We start from the raw sequence: 23,129 nt of genomic DNA on the forward strand, positions 1-23,129 counted from the left end.
CGGCCAGTTCCGCGCCGAGCGCCGGGTCCGGGTAGGGCGCGCCGAGGAGTCGGTGCAGCAGCCCCGCCGACCGCTGCCGCTCCCCCGTCGCCGCGGCGGCGAGCAACCGGTGCGCGGCCCTGCGCCGCTCCGGCGGCACGGTCTCGTAGAGCCTGCGCCGCCCCGGCAGCCGCAGCTGGCCCTCGGGGCCGCGCCTCAGGCCCGCCCGCTCGGCCGCGTCCAGGGCGTCCGCGCCGAGCCCGGCGGCCGCCGCGGCCCGCAGCACGAGCCCCGCGTCGACGCCGGGCCCCTCGGGGTCGGCCTCGTACGCGGCGGCGGCAAGCAACAGGACGGTTCTTCCGCTCACTTGCCGCACGCTAGTGGCGAACCGCCGCACGCACAGCGCCGGTTGGGCAGCAACCCAACCGGCGCGTTCGTACGCTGTTCCAGCGCACAGGGCGCCGGAACCTCACGACATCACAACGTCACAACGTCACGACGTGTGCGGGCAGTTGCCCCGGTACTCCGCGATCGTCAGGCTCGAACTCGGCAGCGGGCAGAGGAACTGCTCGTACCGGGTGTCGTTGTCGATGAAGCGCTTGAGCCACGAAATGCTGTACTTCGCGATCGTGGTGTTGGACGTGTTCGGCGTGAAGTGGGTGGCTCCGCGCAGCTCCAGGTACGCCTTGTCCAGCGATCCCGGCAGGCTCTGGTAGAAGGGCTCGGAGTGCGAGGCGACGGGCGCGATGGTGTCGCCGTCGGCGCCCACCACGAGCGTCGGGGTCTTGACCTCGGGCCAGGTCTTGTCGGTGTTCCAGCCGGTCAGCGGGATCGCGGCCTGGAGGGACGGCCTGCTCTTGGCCGCTTCGAGCGTGCCGCCACCTCCCATGGAGTGACCCATGACGCCGAGCCGGCTCGTGTCGATGCGGCCACGCACCGAGCTCTGCTGGGTCAAGTAGTCGAGCGCGGACAGGAGTTGGCGGCCCCGGCTGTCGGGCTGGTCGAGCGTGGTGTTGGTGTCGATGGTGAAGACGACGAAGCCCTGCGAGGCGAGGCGCGGTCCCAGCCAGGAGATGGACGACTGGTACGCCGTGTAGCCCGGCGAGATCGCGACCGCGCCGAACGTGCCGTCGGCCGTCGACGTCGGATAGTAGATGGTGCCGCCCCCGAAGCCGCTCACGCTCAGCGAGGAGACGGTGGTCTGCGAGACGGCGTAGGAGCCGCGCGAGGCCTCGATGCTGGAGACGGTGGGGGCGGGGCCGCGCTCGTAGGGGTTCTCTGCGGCCTGAGCGGTCAGGGCCTGCTGGGTGGCGAGGCCGCCGAGGGCCAGCAGGGTGGCAAGTCCCGTACGGATCAAGCGGGTTCGGAACTTGCTCGCGGCTCGCCCGGCGTGCACGGGGGGCGCCGCACTTCTGTGCTGCTGCACGATGACGGGTTCCTCTCGGGAGGGCGGAGCCCGTCCCGAGGGCGCCGCCGTGGTCACTGATTGCGACCACGGTGGCGCCGGTCCCGCCTCACCCGCATCGGCGAAATCACCGGTCTCGCGGGGACGTCAGCGGACGGGGTGCCCCGCCTCGCGCAGCGTGTCCTTGACCTCACCGATGCGAAGGTCGCCGAAGTGGAAGACGGAGGCGGCGAGCACCGCGTCCGCGCCCGCGGCGACGGCCGGCGGGAAGTGGTCGAGCCTGCCCGCGCCGCCCGAGGCGATCACCGGCACCGACACGTGCTTGCGGACGGCCTCGATCATCTCGATGTCGTAGCCGTCCTTGGTGCCGTCGGCATCCATCGAGTTGAGCAGGATCTCGCCCGCGCCCAGCTCGGCGGCCTGGTGCGCCCATTCGACGGCGTCGATGCCGGCCGACTTTCGCCCGCCGTGCGTCGTCACCTCGAAAGAACCCGACTCGGTGCGGCGCGCGTCCACGGACAGCACGAGCACCTGGCGGCCGAAGCGCTCGGCGATCTCACGGATCAGCTCCGGGCGGGCGATGGCGGCGGTGTTGACCCCCACCTTGTCGGCGCCGGCCCGCAGCAGCTTGTTCACGTCGTCGGCGGTGCGCACGCCGCCGCCGACTGTGAGCGGGATGAAGACCTGCTCGGCGGTGCGGCGCACCACGTCGTACGTGGTCTCGCGGTTGCCGGAGGACGCTGTGATGTCCAGGAAGGTCAACTCGTCGGCGCCCTCGGCGTCGTAGACCTTCGCCATCTCGACGGGGTCGCCCGCGTCGCGCAGGTTCTGGAAGTTGACGCCCTTGACGACGCGGCCGTTGTCCACGTCGAGGCAGGGGATGACTCGGACGGCGAGCGTCACGGGGTGGCTCCTCGGAAGGCTTCGAGTTCGACTTCGACCAGGATGCGTGGGTCGACGAAGCCCGAGACGACCATGAGGGTCGTCGCGGGGCGCACCTGTCCGAAGACGTCGTTGTGGGCGCGGCCGACCTCGTCGACGTCCCGCGCGTGGGTCAGATACATCCGGGTGCGGATCACGGACCCGGGGCCGAGCCCGAACTCCGCGATCGCTTCGAGGGCGTTCGCGAAGGCGACGGTCGCCTGCTCGTACGGGTCGCCCTCCCCGTACAGGACGTCCTCGCGGAACGAGACGGTGCCGCCCACGACGACCCGGTCGCCGGCGGCGACGGCCCGCGCGGAACCGAAGGACTCCTCCCAGGGACTCCCGGACCGCACGCGCCGTACGTCGTCGGATGAGGTCATCGGGACACGGCCTCCAGGGCCTCTTCCAGCGTGAACGCCTTGGCGTACAGCGCCTTGCCGACGATGGAGCCCTCGACGCCGAGCGGCACGAGCTCGGAGATGGCGCGCAGGTCGTCGAGGGACGAGACGCCGCCGGAGGCGACGACCGGGCGGTCGGTCGCCGAGCAGACGTTGCGCAGCAGCTCCAGGTTCGGGCCCTGCAGCGTGCCGTCCTTGGCGATGTCCGTGACGACGTACCGGGAGCAGCCCTCGGAGTTGAGGCGCTCAAGGGTCTCGTACAGGTCGCCGCCGTCACGGGTCCAGCCGCGGCCGCGCAGCGTCGTACCGCGCACGTCGAGGCCGACCGCGATCTTGTCGCCGTGCTCGGCGATGATCTTGGCGACCCACTCGGGGTCCTCCAGGGCGGCGGTGCCGATGTTGACGCGGGTGGCGCCGGTGGCGAGCGCGGCGGCGAGCGAGTCGTCGTCGCGGATGCCGCCGGACAGCTCGACCTTGATGTCCATGGCCTGGCTGACCTCGCGGATCAGGGCGCGGTTGTCGCCGGTGCCGAACGCGGCGTCGAGGTCGACCAGGTGCAGCCACTCGGCGCCGGAGCGCTGCCAGGCGAGGGCCGCCTCAAGCGGGGAGCCGTAGGAGGTCTCGCTGCCGGACTCGCCGTGCACGAGGCGGACGGCCTGGCCGTCGCGGACGTCGACGGCGGGGAGGAGTTCGAGCTTGTTCTGGGTTGCGGTCACAGTACGGAGATCCAGTTCTTCAGCAGCTGCGCTCCGGCGTCGCCGGACTTCTCGGGGTGGAACTGCGTCGCCCACAGCGCGCCGTTCTCGACGGCGGCGACGAACGGGCCGCCGTGCGTGGACCAGGTGACCTTGGGCGCACGCATGGACGGGTTGTGGACTTCGAGCTCCCAGTTCTGCACGGCGTACGAGTGCACGAAGTAGAAGCGCTCGTCGGTGTCGACGCCGGCGAACAGCTGGGAGCCCTGCGGGGCGTCCACGGTGTTCCAGCCCATGTGGGGGACGACATCGGCCTTCAGCGGCTCGACGACACCGGGCCACTCGTCGAGGCCCTCGGCCGCCACGCCGTGCTCGATGCCGCGCTCGAACAGGATCTGCATGCCGACGCAGATGCCCATCACGGGGCGCCCGCCGGCGAGGCGGCGGCCGACGATCCAGTCGCCGCGGGCCTCGTTGAGGCCCTTCATGCACGAGGCGAACGCGCCGACGCCGGGCACGAGCAGCCCGTCGGCGTTCATGGCCTTGTCGTAGTCGCGGGTGATCTCGACGTCGGCGCCCGCGCGGGCGAGGGCGCGCTCGGCGGAGCGCACGTTGCCGAAGCCGTAGTCGAAGACGACGACGTTCTTGCTCTTGTCGGCCGACATCAGTAGAGCCACTCCATCCGCAGGACTCCGGCGACGAGGCACATCGCGGAACCGATTCCCATCAGCACCACGACGCCCATGGGCAGTTTCTGCTTCTTGAAGGACCAGGCGCCGCCGCCGAGGAAGAGGCCCACGAAGATCAGCACCGCGGACAGGCCACTCACAGCGCGCCCTTCGTGGAGGGGAGGATCCCGGCGGCTGCCGCGCGCGGGTCGATCTCGCTCGCGTAGCGCAGGGCGCGCGCGAGGGCCTTGAACTGGCACTCCACGATGTGGTGCGCGTTGCGCCCGTACGGGACGTGGACGTGCAGCGCGATCTGGGCCTGCGCGACGAAGGACTCCAGGATGTGCCGGGTCATCGTCGTGTCGTACTCGCCGATCATCGGCGCCATCTTCTCGGGCTCGGTGTGCACGAGGTACGGGCGGCCGCTCAGGTCCACCGTCACCTGGGCGAGCGACTCGTCCAGCGGGACGGTGCAGTTGCCGAAGCGGTAGATGCCGACCTTGTCGCCGAGCGCCTGCTTGAAGGCAGCGCCGAGCGCGAGGGCGGAGTCCTCGATGGTGTGGTGCGAGTCGATGTGCAGATCGCCCTCGGTCTTCACCGTGAGGTCGAACAGGCCGTGCTTGCCGAGCTGGTCGAGCATGTGGTCGTAGAAGCCGACCCCGGTCGCGACATCGACCTTTCCGGTGCCGTCGAGGTCGATCTCGACGAGGACCGAGGTCTCCTTGGTCGTACGTTCAACACGTCCTACGCGGCTCATGCGCCCCGCTCCTGACTGTTCGTTCGGTCCTTCTTCACTTCACGGGCCGCGTCGAGGAACGCGTCGTTCTCCTCGGGGGTGCCGACGGTCACCCGCAGGCGTCCCGGGACTCCGTTGTCACGGATGAGGACGCCGCGGTCGAGGAAGGCCTGCCACACGGCGTGCGGGTCCTCGAAGACGCCGAACTGGATGAAGTTGGCGTCGGCGACGGTGACGTCGAAGCCGAGCCCCTCCAACTCCCCGACCACGCGGTCGCGTTCGGTCTTCAGCTGCTCCACGTACTGGAGCAGCGTGTCGGTGTACTCCAGGGCGGCGAGCGCCGTCGCCTGGTTCACGGCCGACAAGTGGTAGGGCAGGCGCACCAGTTGGACCGCGTCGACCACGGCCGGGTCGGCGGCGAGATAGCCGAGCCGAAGACCGGCCGCACCGAAGGCCTTGGACATCGTCCGCGAGACGACGAGGTTCGGGCGGCCCTCAAGGAGCGACAGCAGCGAGGTGCCGTGGCTGAACTCGGTGTACGCCTCGTCGACGATCACCATCGCGTCCCGCCCGGCGGCCTCGTACAGCGCGAGGACGTCCTCGGCCGCCACCGCGTTGCCCGTCGGGTTGTTGGGGCTGGTGATGAAGACGACGTGCGGCCTGTGCGTCCGGATCGCCTCGACGGCGGCCGGCACGTCGAGCGAGTAGTCCTCGCGGCGCGGGGCGCTCACCCAGCCGGTGTTGGTGCCGCGGGCGAGCAGCGGGTGCATCGAGTACGAGGGCTCGAAGCCGAGCGCCAGGCGGCCGGGGCCGCCGAAGGCCTGGAGGAGCTGCTGGAGCACCTCGTTCGACCCGTTGGCCGCCCACACCTGCTGGTACGTGACCTCGTGGCCGGTCGTACGGGTCAGGTACCTGGCGAGCTCCGTGCGCAGCTCGACCGCGTCCCGGTCCGGGTAGCGATTGAGCTCGCGGGCCGCGTCGGCGACGCGCTCGGCGATCCGCTGCACGAGGGGCTCGGGCAGCGGGTACGGGTTCTCGTTCGTGTTCAGCCGGACGGCGACGTCCAACTGCGGTGCTCCGTAAGGGGACTTGCCGCGCAGTTCCTCGCGTACGGGAAGATCGTCGATCCTGGTCACTGGTTCCGCTGCTCCTTCGACTGCTTCGGCACCTTCCACTCGAAGCGAGCCTTGATCGCCGCGCCGTGCGCGGGCAGGTCCTCCGCGTCGGCGAGCGTCACCACGGTGGACGCGACCTCGGCGAGGGCGTCCTTGGTGTAGTCGACGATGTGGATGCCGCGCAGGAAGGACTGGACGGAGAGGCCGGACGAGTGGCAGGCGCAGCCGCCCGTCGGCAGCACGTGGTTGGACCCGGCGGCGTAGTCACCGAGCGAGACCGGCGCCCACGGGCCGACGAAGATCGCGCCCGCGTTCTTGACGCGCTGGGCCACGGCGGAGGCGTCGGCGGTCTGGATCTCCAGGTGCTCGGCCCCGTACGCGTCGACGACCTTGAGGCCGTCGTCGAGCGAGTCGACGAGGACGATCGCGGACTGCTGCCCCTTGAGGGCGGGCACGATCCGGTCCTCGATGTGCTTGGTGGCGGCGACCTGCGGCTCCAGCTCCCGCTCCACGGCAGCAGCGAGTTCCTCGCTGTCCGTGACGAGGACGGCGGCGGCCAGCGGGTCGTGCTCGGCCTGGCTGATCAGGTCGGAGGCGACGTGCACCGGGTCGGCGGTGGAGTCGGCCAGGACCGCGATCTCGGTCGGGCCGGCCTCGGCGTCGATGCCGATGCGTCCCGTGAAGTAGCGCTTGGCGGCGGCCACCCAGATGTTCCCGGGCCCGGTCACCATGTTCGCCGGGGCGCAGGACTCGGTGCCGTACGCGTACATGGCGACGGCCTGGGCGCCGCCGACCGCGTACACCTCGTCGACGCCGAGCAGCGCGCAGGCGGCGAGGATCGTCGGGTGCGGCAGGCCGCCGAAGTCCTTCTGCGGCGGCGACGCGAGCGCGACGGACTCGACGCCCGCCTCCTGCGCCGGTACGGCGTTCATGATCACGGACGACGGGTAGACGGACCGGCCGCCGGGCGCGTACAGACCGACGCGCTCGACCGGCACCCACTTCTCGGTGACGGAGCCGCCGGGCACGACCTGCGTCGTGTGGCTGCCGCGGCGCTGCTCGCGGTGGACGATGCGGGCCCGGCGGATGGACTCCTCCAGGGCGGCGCGCACGGCGGGGTCGAGATCGGCGAGCGCCTTGTCGATGGCCTCGGCCGGAACCCGTACGGATTCCAGCGTCACTCCGTCGAATTTCTCCCCGTACTCGATCAGCGCCGCGTCGCCACGATGATGCACGGCCTCACAGATCGGACGCACCTTCTCCAGGGCGGCCGAGACATCGAAGTCGGCTCGGGGCAGCAGGGAGCGCAGGGCCTGGCCCTCGGGGAGGGCGGCGCCGCGCAGATCGATTCGAGAGATCACAGAACAATTCTCTCAGACGCGGGTTTACGCTCGGCGCCCTGTATCAGTGGCTGATATCCCGGCATGCGACCTGACCACCGGCGTTCAGACGGTCACACAGCGGGCATGAACAGTTGTACGAACCAGCGGTCGCACGGGGAGGCAGGACAGCAGTGGTCGAGGGGACGACCGGCAACGGCAACGGGGACGTGCCGGACGGGCTGACCGCCACCGAGGTCGGGATGTGGCAGGCATTCCGCAATGGAAGCGTCTACGACCTCCGCACCGGGGACAGCGGACGGGACGATCCGCACGGCGGCCACCCCTGGGGCCCGGAGCGCAGCGTGCGGGCGCGCATCCTGGCGTGGCTGCTGCTCGACGGCCCGCCGGCCCTCGACGGCCGGGTCTCCTCGCTCAAGCTCCAGGGCGTACAGATCACGGACGTGTTCGACCTCGCGGGCGGCAACGTCGTCCCGTACGTGGAGATGAAGGGCTGCCGCTTCGAGAAGGAGGTGCTCCTCCCGGAGGCGCACTTCACGACGGTGCGCCTCATCGACTGCTCGGTGCCCCGCCTGGAGGGCGCGCGGGTCCACACGGAGGGCGATCTGCACCTCGCCCGCTGCCGCTTCCACAACGGGATCCGGCTCACGGACGCGCACATCGGCACGGACCTGCTGCTCAACCAGGCCGTCGTGTTCAGCGACCGGCGCAAGAAGTCGATCATGGCGGACGGGCTCACGGTCGGCCAGGACCTCCAGGCCGAGCTGCTCGAGACGCACGGCGAGCTGAGCCTGCGCGGCGCGACGGTCGGCGTCTCGCTGTCGCTGCGCGGCGCCAGCCTGAGCAACAGCCGGGGCCGCCGGGCCCTGAACGCTCCGCAGGTGTCGGTCGAGCGGACGCTGTACCTCGGCCCCGCCGCGCTCGGCGGCCCGTTCCAGAACGGCGGCGGGACGCCCGCGCGCGGCACCCGCGTGCAGCGCTTCGAGTGCGTGGGCGGGATGCGGCTCGACGACGGCCGGTTCGGCGACGCGGTCGACCTGGACTCGGCGCGCTTCACGATGGAGAACGAGCAGGAAGTCTCCATGCGCCGCATCCAGACCCCGGAACTCCGCTTCCTCTGCGACAAGCCGGAGCGCGGGCGGATCGTGCTGTCCGGGGCGCGGACGACGAACCTGGTCGACAGATCGACCAGCTGGCCGGGCCCCGGCCAGCTCCGCCTCGGCGGATTCCAGTACGAGAACCTCATACCGTCCGGCCCCTTCCCCCTCGCCCGCCGACTCGACTGGCTCGCCGCCGCGACACCCGAGTACAGCCCGGAGCCGTACGAGCAGCTGGCCACGGTGCTGCGCAACAGCGGCGAGGACTCCGACGCGCGCGAGGTGCTGCTCGCCAAACAGCGCAGGCGCCGCGAGACGCTGCCGATCGCGGCGAAGGTGTGGGGCTACATCCAGGACTGGACGGTGGCGTACGGGTACCGGCCCGGCCGGGCCGCGCTGTGGATGGCGCTCCTCTGGGCGCTCAGCGCGGTCGTCTTCTCGCAGGCCCCGCACCCCCGCATCAAGCCGGGCGAGGGCCCGGTCTGGAACCCGGCCCTCTTCACCCTGGACCTCCTCCTCCCGGTCATCGACCTCGGCCAGGCCGGCAGCTGGCAACTCCGCGGAGCCTGGCAGTGGGCCTCGGCGATCCTGGTCCTGCTGGGCTGGATCCTGGCCACAACAGTGGCAGCAGGCGCCACCCGCCTCCTCCGCAGAAGCTAGGCCAATCAAGCCCCGCCGGCGATTGAGGCGCGGGGCTTGATCTATCAAGCCCCTGCGGCGATTGAGCAGCGGGGTCCGGGGCAGAGCCCCGAAACCCCGGTGCCGCGCACCCATGGGGACGCCCCAGGCCACGACACGGCAAAGAACCCCGCACCGCATGCAACCTTCCACCCCCCTCGACCGTCATCCCACCGCGACCCGCAACCACGTCCCCACGCGCAGAAGAAGGAGACCCCCGTGCCCTTCCTGCGCGCCCTCATCCGCACCACCCGCATGCTCCGCCACACCGCCCCCCTGGGAATCGGCCTCCCCCCGGACGAGGAACTCCTCCTCGACGCCCCGGACGACCGCCTCGCCCCCGCCCTCGTGGCCGCCGGCGGCGGCGACCACGGCCCCGCCGCGAAGGCCCTCGCCCAGACCCGCGAGGCCGCCGAGTGGGAGAACCGGGACCGCGCCGTGCAGCGCCTCGCCGCGTTCGCCGCCGCCCGCCCCGAGTGGTTCGAGGCCTGGCAGGAGGCCTCGCCGCACGACCCCGACCTGCTCCTCGTCAAGGCCGAACTCGCCGTCACCCGCGCCCTCGCCTCGCCCGCCCACGCCGAGCTGCTGCGCGAGGTCACCCCGCTGATCCTGGCCGCGGCCGAGTCCGACCCCCGCGACCCGGTCCCCTGGCGCATCGCCCTCGACCACGCCCGCGGCACCAACGCCCCGCACACCGAGTTCGAGCAGCTGTGGGCGCGGGCGGTGCGCCGCTCCCCGCACCACTACGGCTGCCACGTCGCGGCCCTGCGCTATCTGTCGGCCGCCTGGTACGGCTCGCACGTCGAGTGCTTCGACTTCGCGGAGCGCGCCGCGCAGGACGCCCTGCCGGGCTCGCTCCTCAAGGCGCTCCCGGCCCGCGCGGCCCTCGCGTATCTGACGTCCGGCGCCCCGCGGACCGGCATCCCCCGCGCCCGCCTGGACGCCGCAGCCGACCTCGCCGCGGAGCTCTCCCGCTCGTACGAGCCCGCCGACCCGTGGCCCGCCGAGGTGCGCAACCTGCTGACCTGCGTACTGGTCGAACTCGAACGCTGGGAGGACGCCCTCGGGCAGCTGCGGCTCATTGGTCCGTACGCGACGTCGTTCCCCTGGGACCGGCTCACGGACGACCCGCTGGGCCATTTCATGGAGCTGCGCGGACAGGTCCGCCTTGAAGTCGCGGCGACGATGCCACTGCGCGGCGGACCGGCCGGCCCCGACGACCATTACGCTTGACCGACGTGACCACCGTCCGACTTCCGCTGTTCCCGCTCAACTCGGTGCTGTTCCCGGGACTCGTGCTCCCGCTGAACGTGTTCGAGGAGCGCTATCGCGCCATGATGCGCGATCTGTTGAAGGCGTCGCCCGACGATCCGTCGGAGCCCGACACCGAACCGTCCACCTCTGAGGAGCCCCGCCAGTTCGTGGTCGTCGCGATCCGCGACGGCCACGAGGTCGCGCCCACCTCGTCCGGCATGCCGGACGAGGTGACGACGAAGGAAGCGGGCGCGGGCCCGGCCGCGGGCTTCGGCGACGACCCCGTCACGTCCTTCCACGCCATCGGCTGCATCGCGGACGCGGCGACGATCAGGGAGCGCGCGGACGGCAGCTTCGAGGTGCTCGCCACGGGCACCCGCCGGGTGAAGCTGCACTCGGTCGACGCCTCGGGCCCGTATCTGACGGCCGAGGTCGAGGAGTTGCCCGAGGAGGACGGCGAGGAGGCGGGCGCCCTCGCGGAGGGCGTGCTGCGCGCGTTCCGCTCGTACCAGAAGCGCCTCGCGGGCGCCCGTGAGCGCTCGCTGACGACGGGCGCGGAGCTGCCGGACGAGCCGTCGGTGGTGTCGTATCTGGTCGCGGCGGCCGCGGTCCTCGACGTACCGACGAAGCAGCACCTGCTGGAGGCCGAGGACGTGGCGTCCCGGCTGCGCGAGGAGCTGACGCTGCTGCGCGCGGAGACGGCGATCATCCGCCATCTGCCCTCGCTGCCGGCGACCGAGCTCACGCGGCAGTCGACCAGCCTCAATTGACGTCACTCACCTCACTCACCTCACTCAACTCACTCAGGGAAGCGGCACGTTGGCGAAGAAGGCCAAGAAGCAGAACCAGCCCGGAGGCACTCCCGCGACCGTCGCCCTCACCACCGCGGGCACCCCCTTCACGGTCCACTCCTACGAGCACGACCCCGCGCACGCCTCGTACGGCGAGGAGGCCGCGGAGGCGATGGGAGTGTCCCCTGACCGCGTGTTCAAGACGCTCGTCGCGGACGTGGACGGCGCCCTGGTCGTCGGCGTCGTGCCGGTGGCGGGCCGGCTCGACCTGAAGGCGCTCGCGGCGGCGGTCGGCGGCAAGCGCGCCACCATGGCCGACCCGGCGCTCGTGGAGCGCACGACCGGGTACGTACGCGGGGGCATCTCGCCGCTCGGGCAGCGCAAGCAGCTGCGTACGGTCATCGACTCCTCCGCCGACGAGTACGCCACGATCTGCGTCTCCGCGGGGCGCCGCGGGCTGGAGGTCGAGCTGGCGCCTGGGGACCTGGCGGCGCTCACGGACGCGGTCCTCGCGCCCGTCGGACGTGCGTGACCCCTCGACGTATCCCGCCGCTTCGGCTAAGTACCCAGGACATGTCGAAGAAGACACGCAAGCGCAAGTGGCGGATCAAAAAGGGCAAGTCCAACCACGGGCGACGGCCCGCCTGAGAGCCCGTGACCGGGCTCTGAGGATCAGCGCGCGCTCAACCGGCCGCGGATGTCGTCGAAGTGCGCATGCACGGCGGCCTCCGCGGCCTCCGCGTCCCCGGCCCGCACGGCGTCGACGATCCGGCCGTGCATCCGGGCCAGCTCCGCTCCGTCGGCGTTCTCGGGGGCTCGGCCGATGTCCTGCGGCCGCGACTGGTGAAAGGCGCTCCAGAACGCGTCGAGCAACTCGCTGAGCAGCCGGTTCGCCAGCGGCCCGTACAGCGCGAGATGGAACTCCCTGTCGGTCGCGGCGTCGATCGCCCCACCCCCTGCGACCTCCTCGTGCATCCGTCGTACGAGCCCGTCGAGCACGCCGAGCTGCGCCTCGCCGAGCCGCCCGACGAGGCTGCTCATCAGGCCCGCCTCCAGCGCCTCCCGCATCTGCAGCAGTTCGAGCAGGCTGTCCTCGCCCCTGCGGTGCCCGACGACGGTGCGGAACGCGAGCCCGTCGATCAGCGGTTCGAGCGACATCGACCCGACGTACGTCCCGAACCCGCGCCTGATCTCCACGATGTGCTTGGCCTGCAGCGACTTCAGTGCCTCGCGCAGCGAGTTGCGGCTGACCGCGAACCGCTCCATCAGCTCGGTCTCGGTCGGCAGCGGGTCGCCGGGTCCGAGGCCGCCCTCGACGATGAATTCCTTGATCTTCTGCTGCGCGTCGTCCGCGACCAGCGCTCGCATCCAGGCCCCTCCTGTGGTCTCGCCCGTGATCTTTCCTGTGATCCGCCGGACTCTTCGAACCCTTGACAGTGTGCTCGACGGTGGAGCACCGTCACCTCCAGGACGTAGGACATCCTACGTCCCACCTCCGTACACCGTCAGTTAACCGTGGAGACCACCGCCATGACTCTCCGAGCCCCGCTCCCCGCCCCCTTCCGGGGCGTCGTACCGCCGCTGGTCACCCCGCTCACCGCCGAGGGCGAGGTGGACGTCGCCTCCGTGAGCCGGCTCGCCGAGCATCTCATCGGCGCCGGGGTGCACGGCCTCTTCATGCTGGGCTCCAGCGGCGAGACCGCCTACCTCACCGATGCCCAGCGCCGCACCGCCCTGGAGGCCGCCGTCGACGCGGCGGCGGGCCGGGTCCCGGTCCTCGCCGGCGTCATCGAGACGACCACGGCCCGGGTCCTGGAGCGCGCCCAGGACGCGGTGAAGGCGGGCGCCGACGCGCTCGTGGCGACCGCCCCGTTCTACACCCGCACCCACCCGGCCGAGATCGCGGGCCACTTCCGGCGGCTGCGCTCCGGCGCGGACCTGCCCCTGTTCGCGTACGACATCCCGTCCGCGGTGCACACCAAGCTCGGCCGCGACACGATCCTCGAACTGGCCACCGACGGCACCCTCTCCGGCCTCAAGGACTCCAGCGGCGACGAAGGCTCCCTGCGCCGCCTGCTCGCCCCGCTGCGCGCCGCGGCCCCCACGTTCTCGGTGTTCACGGGCGCCGAACTGACCGTGGACGGCGCCCTCCTCGCGGGCGTCGACGGCGTGGTCCCCGGCCTCGGCAACGTCGACGCGCACGGCTACGTCCGGCTCTACGAAGCCGCGCGCGCCGGCGACTGGGACGCGGCCCGCGCCGAGCAGGACCGGCTCGCCGCGCTGTTCTCGATCACGGACGCCGGCGACCCGGCCGTCATGGGTGGCTCGTCCTCGGCGCTCGGCGCGTTCAAGGCCGCCGTCCACCTCCAGGGCGTCATCGACTGCCCCGCCACGGCCGCTCCGCAGATCCCGCTGGGCGAGGCCGAGTTCGCGTACGTCCGCCGCCACCTGGTCGAAGCGGGTCTGCTGTGACGACGGCCGTGCGGGAACCCTGGTACTCCGACATCGGCCCCGCCCGGTGGAAGTCCTTCTTCGCCGCCTGGATCGGCTACTTCCTCGACGGCTTCGACTTCGTCCTGATCACCCTCGTACTGACCGAGATCGGCGACGACTTCGGGCTTTCGTCGGTCGAGCAGGCGAGCCTGGTCTCCGGCGCGTTCATCACGCGCTGGCTGGGCGGCGCGGTCCTCGGCGCGCTCGGCGACCGGTTCGGCCGCAAGGCGGCCATGGTCGCCTCGATCGTGCTCTACTCGGTCGGCACGTTCGCCTGCGGTTTCGCGTGGGACTACACGAGCCTGTTCACCGCGCGCCTGCTGATCGGCATGGGCATGGCCGGCGAGTACAGCGCGAGCGCCACATACGTCTTGGAGAGCTGGCCCGCGAAGCTGCGCAACCGCGCGTCCGGCTTCCTGATCTCCGGCTTCTCGCTCGGCGGCGTCCTCGCGGCCGAGGTGTACGAGCTGGTGGTCCCGGGCCACGGGTGGCGCTGGCTGTTCTACATCGGGCTCTTCCCCGTGGCGATCGCGCTGTGGGTGCGGCGGGCGCTGCCCGAGGCGGAGGAGTGGCAGGAGAGGGTCGCGGAGGCCGGTCAACGGCCCAACCCGTTCCGGCCGCTGTTCGCCACGCGCCGCCTCGCGACGGTCAACACGGTGCTCGCGGTCGTGGCGACAGGCGCCCTGTTCGCGGTGTTCACGCCGCTCGGCGGGGGCGCGGTGCCGCTGCTCTCCGTGGTGGCGGCGGCCTGCCTGCTGGCGTTCACGGTCCAGTTGGGCGGGCGGAAGCGGTGGCTGCTGTACGTGGCGCTGACCGTGACCGTGTTCTGCGCGTTCCTGTACAGCTGGCCGGTGCAGGCGCTGCTGCCGACGTACCTGAAGACCGAGCTGGGCTACTCCCCCGGCGAGGTCACCGACGCCCTCTTCTGGGCGGGCTTCGGCACGGCCGTCGGCTGCGTCGTGGCGGGCTTCATCGGCGACCGGTTCGGCACGCGGCGCGCGTACGCGGTGACGCTCGTCGTCGGCCTGGCCTTCGTCTACCCGGTGTTCGCGGTCCACGACAGCCCGGTGGGCCTCGGCATCCTGCTGTTCTGCATGCTCGCGTGCATGCAGGGCATCTCGGGCCTGCTCCCGAAGTACATCGCGGGCCACTTCCCGACGGAGACGCGCGCGGCGTCCCTCGGCTTCACGTACAACGTGGGGGCCCTCGGCGGCGCGGTCGCCCCGGTGCTCGGCGCGCGGCTGGCCTCGGGGATGTCGCTCGGCCAGTCCCTGGCGATCCTGACGTTCGCGCTCACGCTGCTGGTGATCGTCCTCATCGGCTTCGACGTCCCGAACCGACTGGCACGCTTGGTGAGCGACGAGGGCCCTGCGGACTATCTGGCCGAGGAACCAATCGAGCCACGCGCGAAGGTGGGTAAATCAAGCCCCTGCGGCGATTGAGCAGCGGGGTCCGGGGCAGAGCCCCGAGACCGCAACGCCGGTACGGCTGAGCCGCTACGGGGCCGTAGGCGTGGCGGAGCCGTCGTGCTGCGGCCCGTAGGGCGTAGCGAAATACGGGTCCGGGTCCCGCGGCCCGAACAGCCCGGTAAGGCCCAGGTGCACCACCAGCGCGGCCAACGGCCACGCCAGCAGCGCCCCCTTGGCGTTCAGCTCCAGGGGGGCGTCGAACACCACGCCCTTGCCGACTTCCTTGGCGTGCGCGGCGACGTTCTGCGTCGGCCCGAGCCAGACGCCGAAACGCCAGGCGAGCACCCCGCCGAGCAGGCTGCCCACGGCCAGCGCCACGACCAGCGGCACGCCCCCGCGCCTGCGCCACAGGAAGACGGCGGCGCCGGTGACGACGCCGAACGCGAGCCCGAGCAGGGCAAACGTTCCGTCGATACCGATGGCCTGCTCGCCCTCGGTGTCCTTGAGGTAGACCGCCGAGGCGTCCGAGACCAGCGGGACCCGGGGCGCGAGCCACAGCCACAGCGCGCCGAGCGCGAGCCCCACCACCGCGACGCCGACCGTCACGACGACGGCCTCGCGCAGTTCGGCCCGGAGCCCCGGACCGTCTTCCTGCGGGGCGGCGGGCGCGGGAGGCAGATGTCCGGTCATGGGGTCGGGGGCCTGCCAGGGGTCGCTGTTCCCGTTGTTGTGCGGGGGCTGATGGGGCGGCGGTGTCAGCGGTGCGGTCACCCTGCCATCGTGCCAGGCGTCGCTGTGCGGCGCGTCACCGGACGGCGGCCCGACGGTAGGCCCATGTCGCCACGGCCAGTGAGGCGACGCCGACGGCCGCACAGACGCCCAGGTCGAGCAGGACCACGCCCCAGTCGGGGTGCTCGGCGAAGGTCCGCGCGAACGCCTCGACCCCGTACGTCGAAGGGAGCAGGTCCCTCGCCCACTGCACGAACTCCGGCATCCGGTCGGCCGGCAGCACACCGAGCAGCAGCGCCGCGGACATGCCCAACTGGCCGAGCAGCGTGGCCAGTTCGGGCCGGGGCGCGAGCAGCCCGAGCGCGGCGCCGAGGCCGGCGAGAGCGGCGCCCGCCAGCGGGATCACCGCCGCGAGCACCCACAGGTGGGTGAGCGGCAGCTGGAACATCGCACAGCCGACGACCGCGGTGACCACGGTCCCCGGCACGGTGAACGAGGCGTACGCGCCCGCGGCGCCGAGCACCACGGAGGCGGGCGGCACCGGCAGCGTCGCGTAGTGGTCGAGCCCGCCGGCCGCCCGCAGCTGCCCGAAGTACTGGGCGAGCAGGTTCAGCGCGACGAACGCGACGACGAGCACCGCGGACCCGGCCACCACGGCCTGCGCCTCACGGCCGCCCTGCTCGACGACGCCGCGCATCAGGATCATGATGCCGATGCTCTGGAACGTCGCCACGAAGAGCAGCGGGATCCGGGCCACGCGGGCCCGGCTCAGCTGCGCCCGGTAGACGGCGGCGAGCGCCGGCAGGAAGCGGGCGCGGGGCGCGAGCGCCTCCTCGGCGGGGCCCGGCGCGGGCGCGGGACGCGCGGGCGCGAGTTCGGCGGCGACCGCGGGAGCGGTGGGAACGACGCTCATGCCTTCACCAGGCCCTTCACACCGCTGCGGCTCCCGCCGAGCGCCAGGTACACATCCTCAAGGCTCGGCGTCGCGAGCGTGAAGTCGTCCAGGAAGTCGAAGGCCGGGCCGCCGGTGACGGCGGCGACGGCGGAGCGGGCCGCGTCCGGTTCGAGCCGCAGCGACCAGCGCCGCCCTGATTCCACGGCGTACGCGCGCAGCCGCGCCACCTCGTCGAGCTCCATCGGAGCCTTCTCCCGCCACACGAGTTCCACGCGCACCTCACCGGCGACGCGTTGCTTGAGGCCCGCAGGGGTGTCGCAGGCGATGACGCGGCCCTGGTCGAGCACGGCCACCCGGTCGAGCACGGTCTCGGCCTCGATCACGTTGTGGGTGACGAGCAGCACGGTCGCGCCCTGCTCGGCCCGCCGCCGGTCGACGGCGCCCCAGACCGCGCGCCGCGCGACGGGGTCCATCCCGGTGGTCGGCTCGTCGAGCACGAGCAGCGGTCGCTCCCCGACGAGCGCGGACGCGAAACAGGCGAGCCGCCGCTGCCCGCCGGACAGCTTCTTGATCGGCCGCGCGGCGAGCGGGGTGAGCCCCAGCTCGTCGAGCACGTCGTCGCGGGCGGCCCGCGCGTCCTTGAGCGAGAGCCCCCGCAGCCGCCCGGTGGTCTCGGCGGCCAGCGCGACGGTCAGCTCGTCCAGCGCGGTCGACTCCTGCCCGAGGTAGGCGAGGATCCGGGAGGCCCGCTCGGGGTGCCGCACGATGTCGTGCCCCAGGATCTCGACGCTGCCCGCGTCGGGGCGCATCAGCCCGGTCAGCTGCCGTACGAGGGTGGACTTGCCCGCCCCGTTCGGCCCGAGGAGTCCGAAGATCTCCCCGCGCCGGATGTCGAGCCGTACGTCGTCCGTGGCCCGCAGCTCCGGCGTAGCGGGCACACCGCGGCGCCCGCGTGAGGCCGGATATGTCTTCCGGAGCCCCCGCACCGCGCACACCACAGCGCCCGCGTTACGCTTCGGGGCGACGTCATCGGTGCGCATACTCACGAGGAACGAGCCTACGGGGTCCGGCGTTCACGATTGCACGCGGGGCGGGACATTTCCCACGCTTGCCGTACGCCCTGCTCACCCACCCCTACGCCACGGGGCTCCGCCCCGCCCGCCTATTCGGCGGCAGCCGCGTGCTCGGCGGTGCGGACGTCGATCTCCTGCCAGAATCCGGCCCGGATCGCATACCGGTCGTGCTCGTCGATCTGGTCGTCCTTGTGCGCGAGCAGCCCGAACCGCGCCGCGTACCGCAGCAGCTCGCCGTCGATCCGGTGCGGCACCCGCGGATACATGGTCGCCAGCTTCTGGAGCTGCGTCTGGTCCCCAAGACGCTCCCGCCACCGCCGCGCGAACACCTGCCCGACCTCGTACGGGTCCCCGCCGATCGCGGTGATGTCCTCCTCGCGGTCGGCCCACCGCTGCTCGGCCGTGGTGAGCTGCGCCAGCGTCGGCAAGGACGCCACGTCGGCGGGTTCCCCGCCGCCACCGGGCCGCTCGACCCACCCCTTGTCGGACGACCACCGCAGCGTCGCGTTCGCGGGGTGCTGCGCGGCCTGCGCCCCCGGCCCGCGCAGCGCGGCGAGGTCCTTGGGCGTGGGCACGCCCTTGGCGCCGCCCGCCCGGTCCTCCTCCGATGCCGCCGAAGCCGCCGCACCGTTCTCCCCGTGCGCGGCCGGCGCGTGCTGCACGGGCGCCGCGCCCCCGGGATCCTCCACCGGGCGCCCCGCCGAGGAGAGCGCCGACTCGGGCAGCGGCGCGGACAGGATCGCGGCGATCTCCGGGCGCGGCACGGGCTGCGGCACGCAGATCCCACCGAGCTCCTTGGCGCGTACGGCCTTGGTGATCCAGACCCGGTCGAGCACCCGCCGCTCGTCGGCCTCCGCGACCAGGTCCTCGGACTGGTTGTAGTCACCGTCGGCGGCCTGCACCGCCCACAGGTGGACGGCGACGCCGTGCTCCTTGGCCGCCATCATGCCGGGCAGCAGGTCCCCGTCCCCGGTCACGAGCACGATGTCCGAGCAGGCACGATTGCGGGCCAGCTCGGTCAGCTCGGCGTGCATCGCCGCGTCGACGCCCTTCTGCGCCCACCGCCCGTCGGACCGGGTCAGCGCGCCAAGGCGGACGGTGACCCGCGGCATCACCCGCAGCCGCCGGTGCTCGGGCTGCGGCACCCGGTCGGGCGCCCCGTCGAACCAGTAGATGCGCAGCAGTTCGCGCCCGGTCTCGGCCTCGGCGCGCTCGCGCAGGCCCTGGATGAGGGCGGCGTGATCGACATGGATCCGGGAGCGGGAGGGTTCGCCCGCGAGCAGGCTCGCCGCGGCCCCCAGCAGATATCCGGCGTCCACCAGAACGATGCAACGGTCCACGCGATCCACCCTCTTTCGCCGACTTGCCAGCAGTCCGGACGCGGTCCACGGGGCGGCTCCCGCGGCTTCGCTTCGGGTTTCCTTCGAGTCTGCCCGACCGCGCGGGGGTTAACGGCCCGAACTGGATCTTCGGCGTGGCGGAAGCCGTGAACTCGGGGTAGGCACCCCGCGACGGGCGTCCGCTACGAACCGTAATACCCCGAAATGCGTTCTTGCTCCGCCTGTGTGAATCTGAAGCCGGCCCTGGCCCCTAGATCCCCCGCAGGAGGCAGATCACCATGGCCAAGAACCGTAAGCAGAACCGCCATCAGCAGAAGGCGGCCCAGGCCGCTCAGCCGGACGAGCAGGCCCGGTCCTCGGCCATGGAGGCCCAAGCAAAGTCGGCCGTGGAGGCCACGCCGGGCGACGTCGCCCGGAAGCACCGCGAGCGCCGCTTCGGCCACAACTGAGGCGTATCGCAGGGCAGTTGGCATACAGCGAGGGGCGCACCCGGAAGTCCGGGTGCGCCCCTCGCGCGTGTCTCGTCGAGGTCAGCCTGTCAGGCAGGCCGGGCCGAGCAGCACCTTCAGGTCGCCGTAGAGCGACGGGTCGGGCTTCACCCGGTGCCGGTCGAGCCGCAGCACCGTGGTCTTGCGCGGCCCTTGGAGCTTGATCCGCACCTCGCTGTCGCCCCGGTGGTTGGTGAGGATCTCGCCGAGCCGGCTGATCATCGGCGGGGTCACCTTCAGGGCCGGGATCGTGAGGATCACGGGCGCGTTGGTGCCCGCGTTCGACAGGTCGGGGACCTGCATCTCCATGGCGACCAGGCGCGGCACGTCCTCCCGCTTGTCGAGGCGGCCCTTCACGAACACCACGGCGTCCTCGACGAGCTGCGTGGACACCAGCTGGTACGTCGCCGGGAAGAACATGCACTCGATGGAACCGGCGAGGTCCTCGACGGTCGCGATCGCCCAGGCGTTGCCCTGCTTGGTCATCTTGCGCTGGAGGCCCGAGATGATGCCGCCGACCGTGACGACCGCGCCGTCCCCGAAGTCACCGCCGGTGAGCTGGCCGATGCCCGCGTCCGCCTTGTCGGAGAGCACGTGCTCCAGGCCGAAGAGCGGGTGGTCGGAGACGTACAGGCCGAGCATCTCGCGCTCCTGGGCGAGCAGATACGTCTTGTCCCACTCGTCGGTGGAGAACTCGACGTCGAGGCCGAAGCCCGGCTCGTCGCTCTCCCCCTCGCCCATGCCGCCGAAGAGGTCGAACTGCCCCTCGGCCTCCTTGCGCTTCACCGCCACGACGTTGTCGATCATCGGCTCGTACTGGGCGGTGAGGCCCTTGCGCGTGTGGTTCATGGCGTCGAACGCGCCGGCCTTGATCAGCGATTCCGTCGTCCGCTTATTGCAGGCGGCGGCCTCGATCTTGTCGAGGTAGTCGGGGAACGAGGTGAACTTCCCCTTCGCCTTGCGGGCGCGGACGATCGACTCCACCACGTTCGACCCGACGTTGCGGACCGCCTCCAGGCCGAAGAGGATCACGTCGTCGCCCTGGGCGGCGAAGTTGTGCACCGACTCGTTCACATCCGGCGGGAGGACCTTGATCTTCATGCGCCGGCACTCGTTGAGGTAGACGGCCGACTTGTCCTTGTCGTCCTTCACCGAGGTGAGCAGCGCGGCCATGTACTCGGCCGGGTAGTTCGCCTTCAGGTACGCGGTCCAGTAGGTGACCAGGCCGTACGCGGAGGAGTGCGCCTTGTTGAACGCGTAGCCCGCGAACGGGACCAGGACGTCCCACAGGGCCTGGATCGCCTGGTCGGAGAAGCCCTTCTTCTTCGCGCCCTCCTGGAAGAGGACGAAGTTCTTCGCCAGCTCCTCGGGCTTCTTCTTGCCCATCACGCGGCGCAGCACGTCGGCCTCGCCGAGCGAGTAGCCCGCGACGATCTGTGCGGCCTTCTGCACCTGCTCCTGGTACACGATCAGGCCGTAGGTCAGGCCGAGCGTCTCCTTCAAGGGCTCTTCGAGCTCCTTGTGGATCGGCGTGATCTCCTGCCGGCCGTTCTTCCGCTCCGCGTAGTTGATGTGCGAGTTCATGCCCATCGGGCCCGGCCGGTACAGGGCCGAGACGGCGGAAATGTCCTCGAAGTTGTCGGGCTGCATCTGGCGAAGGAGCGAGCGCATCGGCCCGCCGTCGAACTGGAACACACCGAGCGTGTCGCCGCGGCAGAGCAGTTCGAAGGTCTTCGGGTCGTCCAGCGGGAGATCGAGCATCTCCAGGTCGATGCCCTTGTTGGAACGCACCATCTTGACGGCGTCGTCCATGATCGTCAGGTTGCGGAGCCCCAGGAAGTCCATCTTCAGGAGGCCGAGCGACTCGCACTGCGGGTAGTCCCACTGCGTGATCGTCACGCCGTCGGTGTGCCGGGTCCACAGCGGGGCGTGGTCGACGATCGGCTCGCTGGACATGATGACGCCGGCCGCGTGCACACCCATCTGCCGGACCAGGCCCTCGACGCCCTTGGCGGTGTCGATGACCTTCTTGACGTCCGGCTCGTTCTCGTACATCCCCCGGATCTCGCCGGCCTCGCTGTAACGCGGGTGCTGGGAGTCGGTGATGCCGGAGAGGTCGATGCCCTTGCCGAGGACGTCGGCGGGCATGGCCTTGGTGAGGCGGTCGCCCATCGCGTACGGGTAGCCGAGCACGCGCGCGGAGTCCTTGATCGCGTTCTTGGCCTTGATCTTGCCGTAGGTGCCGATCATGGCGACCTTGTCGGCGCCGTACTTCTCCGTCACGTACCTGATCACTTCGACGCGCCTGCGCTCGTCGAAGTCGATGTCGACGTCGGGCATGGAGACGCGCTCGGGGTTGAGGAACCGCTCGAAGATCAGGCCGTGCGTGATCGGGTCGAGGTCGGTGATGCCCATGGCGTACGCGACGATCGAACCGGCCGCGGAACCACGGCCGGGGCCCACCGCGATGCCGTTGTTCTTGGCCCACATGATGAAGTCGGCGACGACCAGGAAGTACCCCGGGAACCCCATCTGGATGATGATGTCCATCTCGTACTCGACCTGCCGCTGGCGGTCCTCGGGGACGCCGCCCGGGTAGCGGCGGTTCATGCCGACCCGGACCTCCTCCTGGAACCAGGTGATCTCCGTGAAGCCGTCCGGGATGTCGAACTTCGGCATGAGGTCGCGCTTCTCGAACATGCCGGTCGTGTCGATCTGCTCGGCCACCAGCAGCGTGTTCCGGCAGCCCTCCTGCCAGGCGTCCGAGGAGTCGATGGCGTACATCTCGTCCGTCGACTTCAGGTAGTAGCCCGTGCCGTTGAACCGGAAGCGGTCCGGGTCGGAGAGGTTCTTGCCGGTCTGGATGCACAGCAGCGCGTCGTGCGCCGTCGCCTCGTGCGCGTACGTGTAGTGCGAGTCGTTCGTCACCAGCGGCGGGATGCCGACCTTCTTGCCGACCCGCAGGAGGTCCTCGCGGACCCGGTGCTCGATGTCGATGCCGTGGTCCATCAGCTCCAGGAAGTACCGGTCCTTGCCAAAGATGTCCTGGTACTCGGCGGCCGCCTTGACCGCCTCGTCGAACTGACCGAGGCGCAGCCGGGTCTGCAGCTCACCGGAGGGGCAGCCGGTGGACGCGATGATGCCCTCGCTCCACTGGGAGAGCGTCTCCTTGTCCATGCGCGGCCACTTCTGCAGCCAGCCCTCGGCGTACGCGTCCGATGACAGCTTGAACAGGTTGTGCAGCCCCGTGCTGTTCGCCGCCCACATCGTCTTGTGGGTGTAACCACCGGAACCCGAGACGTCGTCGCGCTTCTGGTGCGGCTGGCCCCACTTGACCTTCTGCTTGTTGCGCCGGGACTCCGGGGCGACGTAGGCCTCGATGCCGATGATCGGCGTGATGCCCGCCTTCTGCGCGGTGTGGAAGAAGTCGTACGCCCCGTGCAGGTTGCCGTGGTCGGACATCGCGATGTGCGTCATGCCCATGTCGCCGGCGGCCTTGAACATGTCATTGAGCCGCGCCGCACCGTCCAGCAGCGAGTACTGGGTGTGCACATGCAGGTGCGTGAAGGGCGGCTTGGACACGGTGGGGGCCTCCAATGGAAAACACCGGGCGACTGACGGG

22 protein-coding genes and 1 pseudogene are annotated in these 23,129 nt (G+C 71.2%); 7 read left to right on the plus strand and 16 right to left on the minus strand.

The window, feature by feature from the left end; genetic code table 11:
- The 10 genes and pseudogenes from OKJ99_RS22880 to hisD form a co-directional block, all read right to left on the minus strand.
- Window positions 1-346: pseudogene (locus OKJ99_RS22880) on the minus strand (LuxR family transcriptional regulator); the annotation flags it as partial.
- 126 nt (window positions 347-472) lie between these two features.
- Window positions 473-1,405, minus strand: a complete 933-nt coding sequence (bdeA, locus tag OKJ99_RS22885) for a bis(hydroxyethyl) terephthalate hydrolase (protein WP_456115197.1) — start codon at window positions 1,403-1,405, stop codon at window positions 473-475.
- A gap of 126 nt (window positions 1,406-1,531) precedes the next feature.
- Window positions 1,532-2,287: an imidazole glycerol phosphate synthase subunit HisF gene (hisF, locus tag OKJ99_RS22890; protein WP_326019217.1), complete on the minus strand. Its 756-nt coding sequence runs from the start codon at window positions 2,285-2,287 to the stop codon at window positions 1,532-1,534.
- Window positions 2,284-2,688, minus strand: coding sequence for a RidA family protein (locus OKJ99_RS22895; protein ID WP_326019219.1), 405 nt, complete (start codon window positions 2,686-2,688; stop codon window positions 2,284-2,286). Before OKJ99_RS22895 ends, hisF begins: the two co-directional genes overlap by 4 nt.
- Window positions 2,685-3,422 (minus strand): bifunctional 1-(5-phosphoribosyl)-5-((5-phosphoribosylamino)methylideneamino)imidazole-4-carboxamide isomerase/phosphoribosylanthranilate isomerase PriA, encoded by a 738-nt coding sequence (gene priA / locus OKJ99_RS22900; RefSeq protein ID WP_326019220.1) that lies wholly within the window; start codon window positions 3,420-3,422, stop codon window positions 2,685-2,687. Before priA ends, OKJ99_RS22895 begins: the two co-directional genes overlap by 4 nt.
- The gene (gene hisH, locus OKJ99_RS22905; RefSeq protein WP_326019222.1) at window positions 3,419-4,066 is read right to left on the minus strand and encodes an imidazole glycerol phosphate synthase subunit HisH; all 648 of its coding nucleotides are present in this window, start codon (window positions 4,064-4,066) and stop codon (window positions 3,419-3,421) included. Before hisH ends, priA begins: the two co-directional genes overlap by 4 nt.
- On the minus strand, window positions 4,066-4,230 hold the full coding sequence (locus OKJ99_RS22910; protein WP_326019224.1) for a hypothetical protein: 165 nt from the start codon (window positions 4,228-4,230) through the stop codon (window positions 4,066-4,068). The genes hisH and OKJ99_RS22910 overlap by 1 nt, the downstream gene beginning before the upstream one ends.
- Entirely contained in the window at window positions 4,227-4,826 is a 600-nt protein-coding gene (gene hisB, locus OKJ99_RS22915; RefSeq protein WP_326019226.1) for an imidazoleglycerol-phosphate dehydratase HisB, read from the minus strand. Before hisB ends, OKJ99_RS22910 begins: the two co-directional genes overlap by 4 nt.
- Complete coding sequence (locus OKJ99_RS22920; RefSeq protein WP_326019227.1) at window positions 4,823-5,941, minus strand: histidinol-phosphate transaminase; 1,119 nt, start codon at window positions 5,939-5,941, stop codon at window positions 4,823-4,825. Before OKJ99_RS22920 ends, hisB begins: the two co-directional genes overlap by 4 nt.
- Complete coding sequence (hisD, locus tag OKJ99_RS22925) at window positions 5,938-7,281, minus strand: histidinol dehydrogenase (protein ID WP_326019228.1); 1,344 nt, start codon at window positions 7,279-7,281, stop codon at window positions 5,938-5,940. Before hisD ends, OKJ99_RS22920 begins: the two co-directional genes overlap by 4 nt.
- 152 nt (window positions 7,282-7,433) lie before the next feature.
- On the opposite strand from hisD, the gene OKJ99_RS22930 reads away from it, so the two are divergent.
- From OKJ99_RS22930 to ybaK, 4 genes are all read left to right on the plus strand, one after another.
- A complete protein-coding gene (locus OKJ99_RS22930; protein ID WP_326019229.1) occupies window positions 7,434-9,017 on the plus strand; it encodes an oxidoreductase in 1,584 nt (527 codons plus the stop codon).
- A gap of 273 nt (window positions 9,018-9,290) precedes the next feature.
- A complete protein-coding gene (locus OKJ99_RS22935) occupies window positions 9,291-10,268 on the plus strand; it encodes a hypothetical protein (RefSeq protein ID WP_326019304.1) in 978 nt (325 codons plus the stop codon).
- Window positions 10,269-10,273: 5 nt separating this feature from the next.
- Complete coding sequence (locus OKJ99_RS22940; protein WP_326019230.1) at window positions 10,274-11,059, plus strand: LON peptidase substrate-binding domain-containing protein; 786 nt, start codon at window positions 10,274-10,276, stop codon at window positions 11,057-11,059.
- A gap of 49 nt (window positions 11,060-11,108) precedes the next feature.
- Entirely contained in the window at window positions 11,109-11,612 is a 504-nt protein-coding gene (gene ybaK, locus OKJ99_RS22945; RefSeq protein WP_326019231.1) for a Cys-tRNA(Pro) deacylase, read from the plus strand.
- 140 nt (window positions 11,613-11,752) lie between these two features.
- On the opposite strand, the gene OKJ99_RS22950 is transcribed toward ybaK, so the two are convergent.
- Window positions 11,753-12,448 (minus strand): FadR/GntR family transcriptional regulator, encoded by a 696-nt coding sequence (locus tag OKJ99_RS22950; protein WP_326019233.1) that lies wholly within the window; start codon window positions 12,446-12,448, stop codon window positions 11,753-11,755.
- Window positions 12,449-12,610: 162 nt separating this feature from the next.
- Here OKJ99_RS22950 and OKJ99_RS22955 point away from each other — a divergent pair, with 162 nt between their 5' ends.
- Window positions 12,611-13,552 (plus strand): dihydrodipicolinate synthase family protein, encoded by a 942-nt coding sequence (locus OKJ99_RS22955; protein WP_326019235.1) that lies wholly within the window; start codon window positions 12,611-12,613, stop codon window positions 13,550-13,552.
- The gene (locus OKJ99_RS22960) at window positions 13,549-15,015 is read left to right on the plus strand and encodes a sialate:H+ symport family MFS transporter (RefSeq protein ID WP_326019237.1); all 1,467 of its coding nucleotides are present in this window, start codon (window positions 13,549-13,551) and stop codon (window positions 15,013-15,015) included. Before OKJ99_RS22955 ends, OKJ99_RS22960 begins: the two co-directional genes overlap by 4 nt.
- Before the next feature lie 54 nt (window positions 15,016-15,069).
- On the opposite strand, the gene OKJ99_RS22965 is transcribed toward OKJ99_RS22960, so the two are convergent.
- From OKJ99_RS22965 to OKJ99_RS22980, 4 genes are all read right to left on the minus strand, one after another.
- Window positions 15,070-15,753, minus strand: coding sequence for a DUF2567 domain-containing protein (locus OKJ99_RS22965; protein WP_326019239.1), 684 nt, complete (start codon window positions 15,751-15,753; stop codon window positions 15,070-15,072).
- Between the two features lie 34 nt (window positions 15,754-15,787).
- Window positions 15,788-16,624 (minus strand): ABC transporter permease, encoded by an 837-nt coding sequence (locus OKJ99_RS22970; protein ID WP_326019240.1) that lies wholly within the window; start codon window positions 16,622-16,624, stop codon window positions 15,788-15,790.
- Entirely contained in the window at window positions 16,621-17,601 is a 981-nt protein-coding gene (locus tag OKJ99_RS22975) for an ABC transporter ATP-binding protein (protein WP_326019305.1), read from the minus strand. Before OKJ99_RS22975 ends, OKJ99_RS22970 begins: the two co-directional genes overlap by 4 nt.
- A gap of 167 nt (window positions 17,602-17,768) precedes the next feature.
- Complete coding sequence (locus OKJ99_RS22980) at window positions 17,769-19,019, minus strand: NYN domain-containing protein (RefSeq protein WP_326019241.1); 1,251 nt, start codon at window positions 19,017-19,019, stop codon at window positions 17,769-17,771.
- Between the two features lie 278 nt (window positions 19,020-19,297).
- Here OKJ99_RS22980 and OKJ99_RS22985 point away from each other — a divergent pair, with 278 nt between their 5' ends.
- Entirely contained in the window at window positions 19,298-19,468 is a 171-nt protein-coding gene (locus OKJ99_RS22985) for a hypothetical protein (RefSeq protein WP_266720614.1), read from the plus strand.
- Between the two features lie 81 nt (window positions 19,469-19,549).
- Here OKJ99_RS22985 and dnaE read toward each other — a convergent pair whose 3' ends face one another.
- On the minus strand, window positions 19,550-23,089 hold the full coding sequence (gene dnaE, locus OKJ99_RS22990) for a DNA polymerase III subunit alpha (protein ID WP_326019243.1): 3,540 nt from the start codon (window positions 23,087-23,089) through the stop codon (window positions 19,550-19,552).
- Window positions 23,090-23,129 lie beyond the last annotated feature (40 nt).

This window comes from Streptomyces endophyticus, assembly GCF_035798155.1.
GTDB classification, from domain to species: domain Bacteria; phylum Actinomycetota; class Actinomycetes; order Streptomycetales; family Streptomycetaceae; genus Streptomyces; species Streptomyces endophyticus.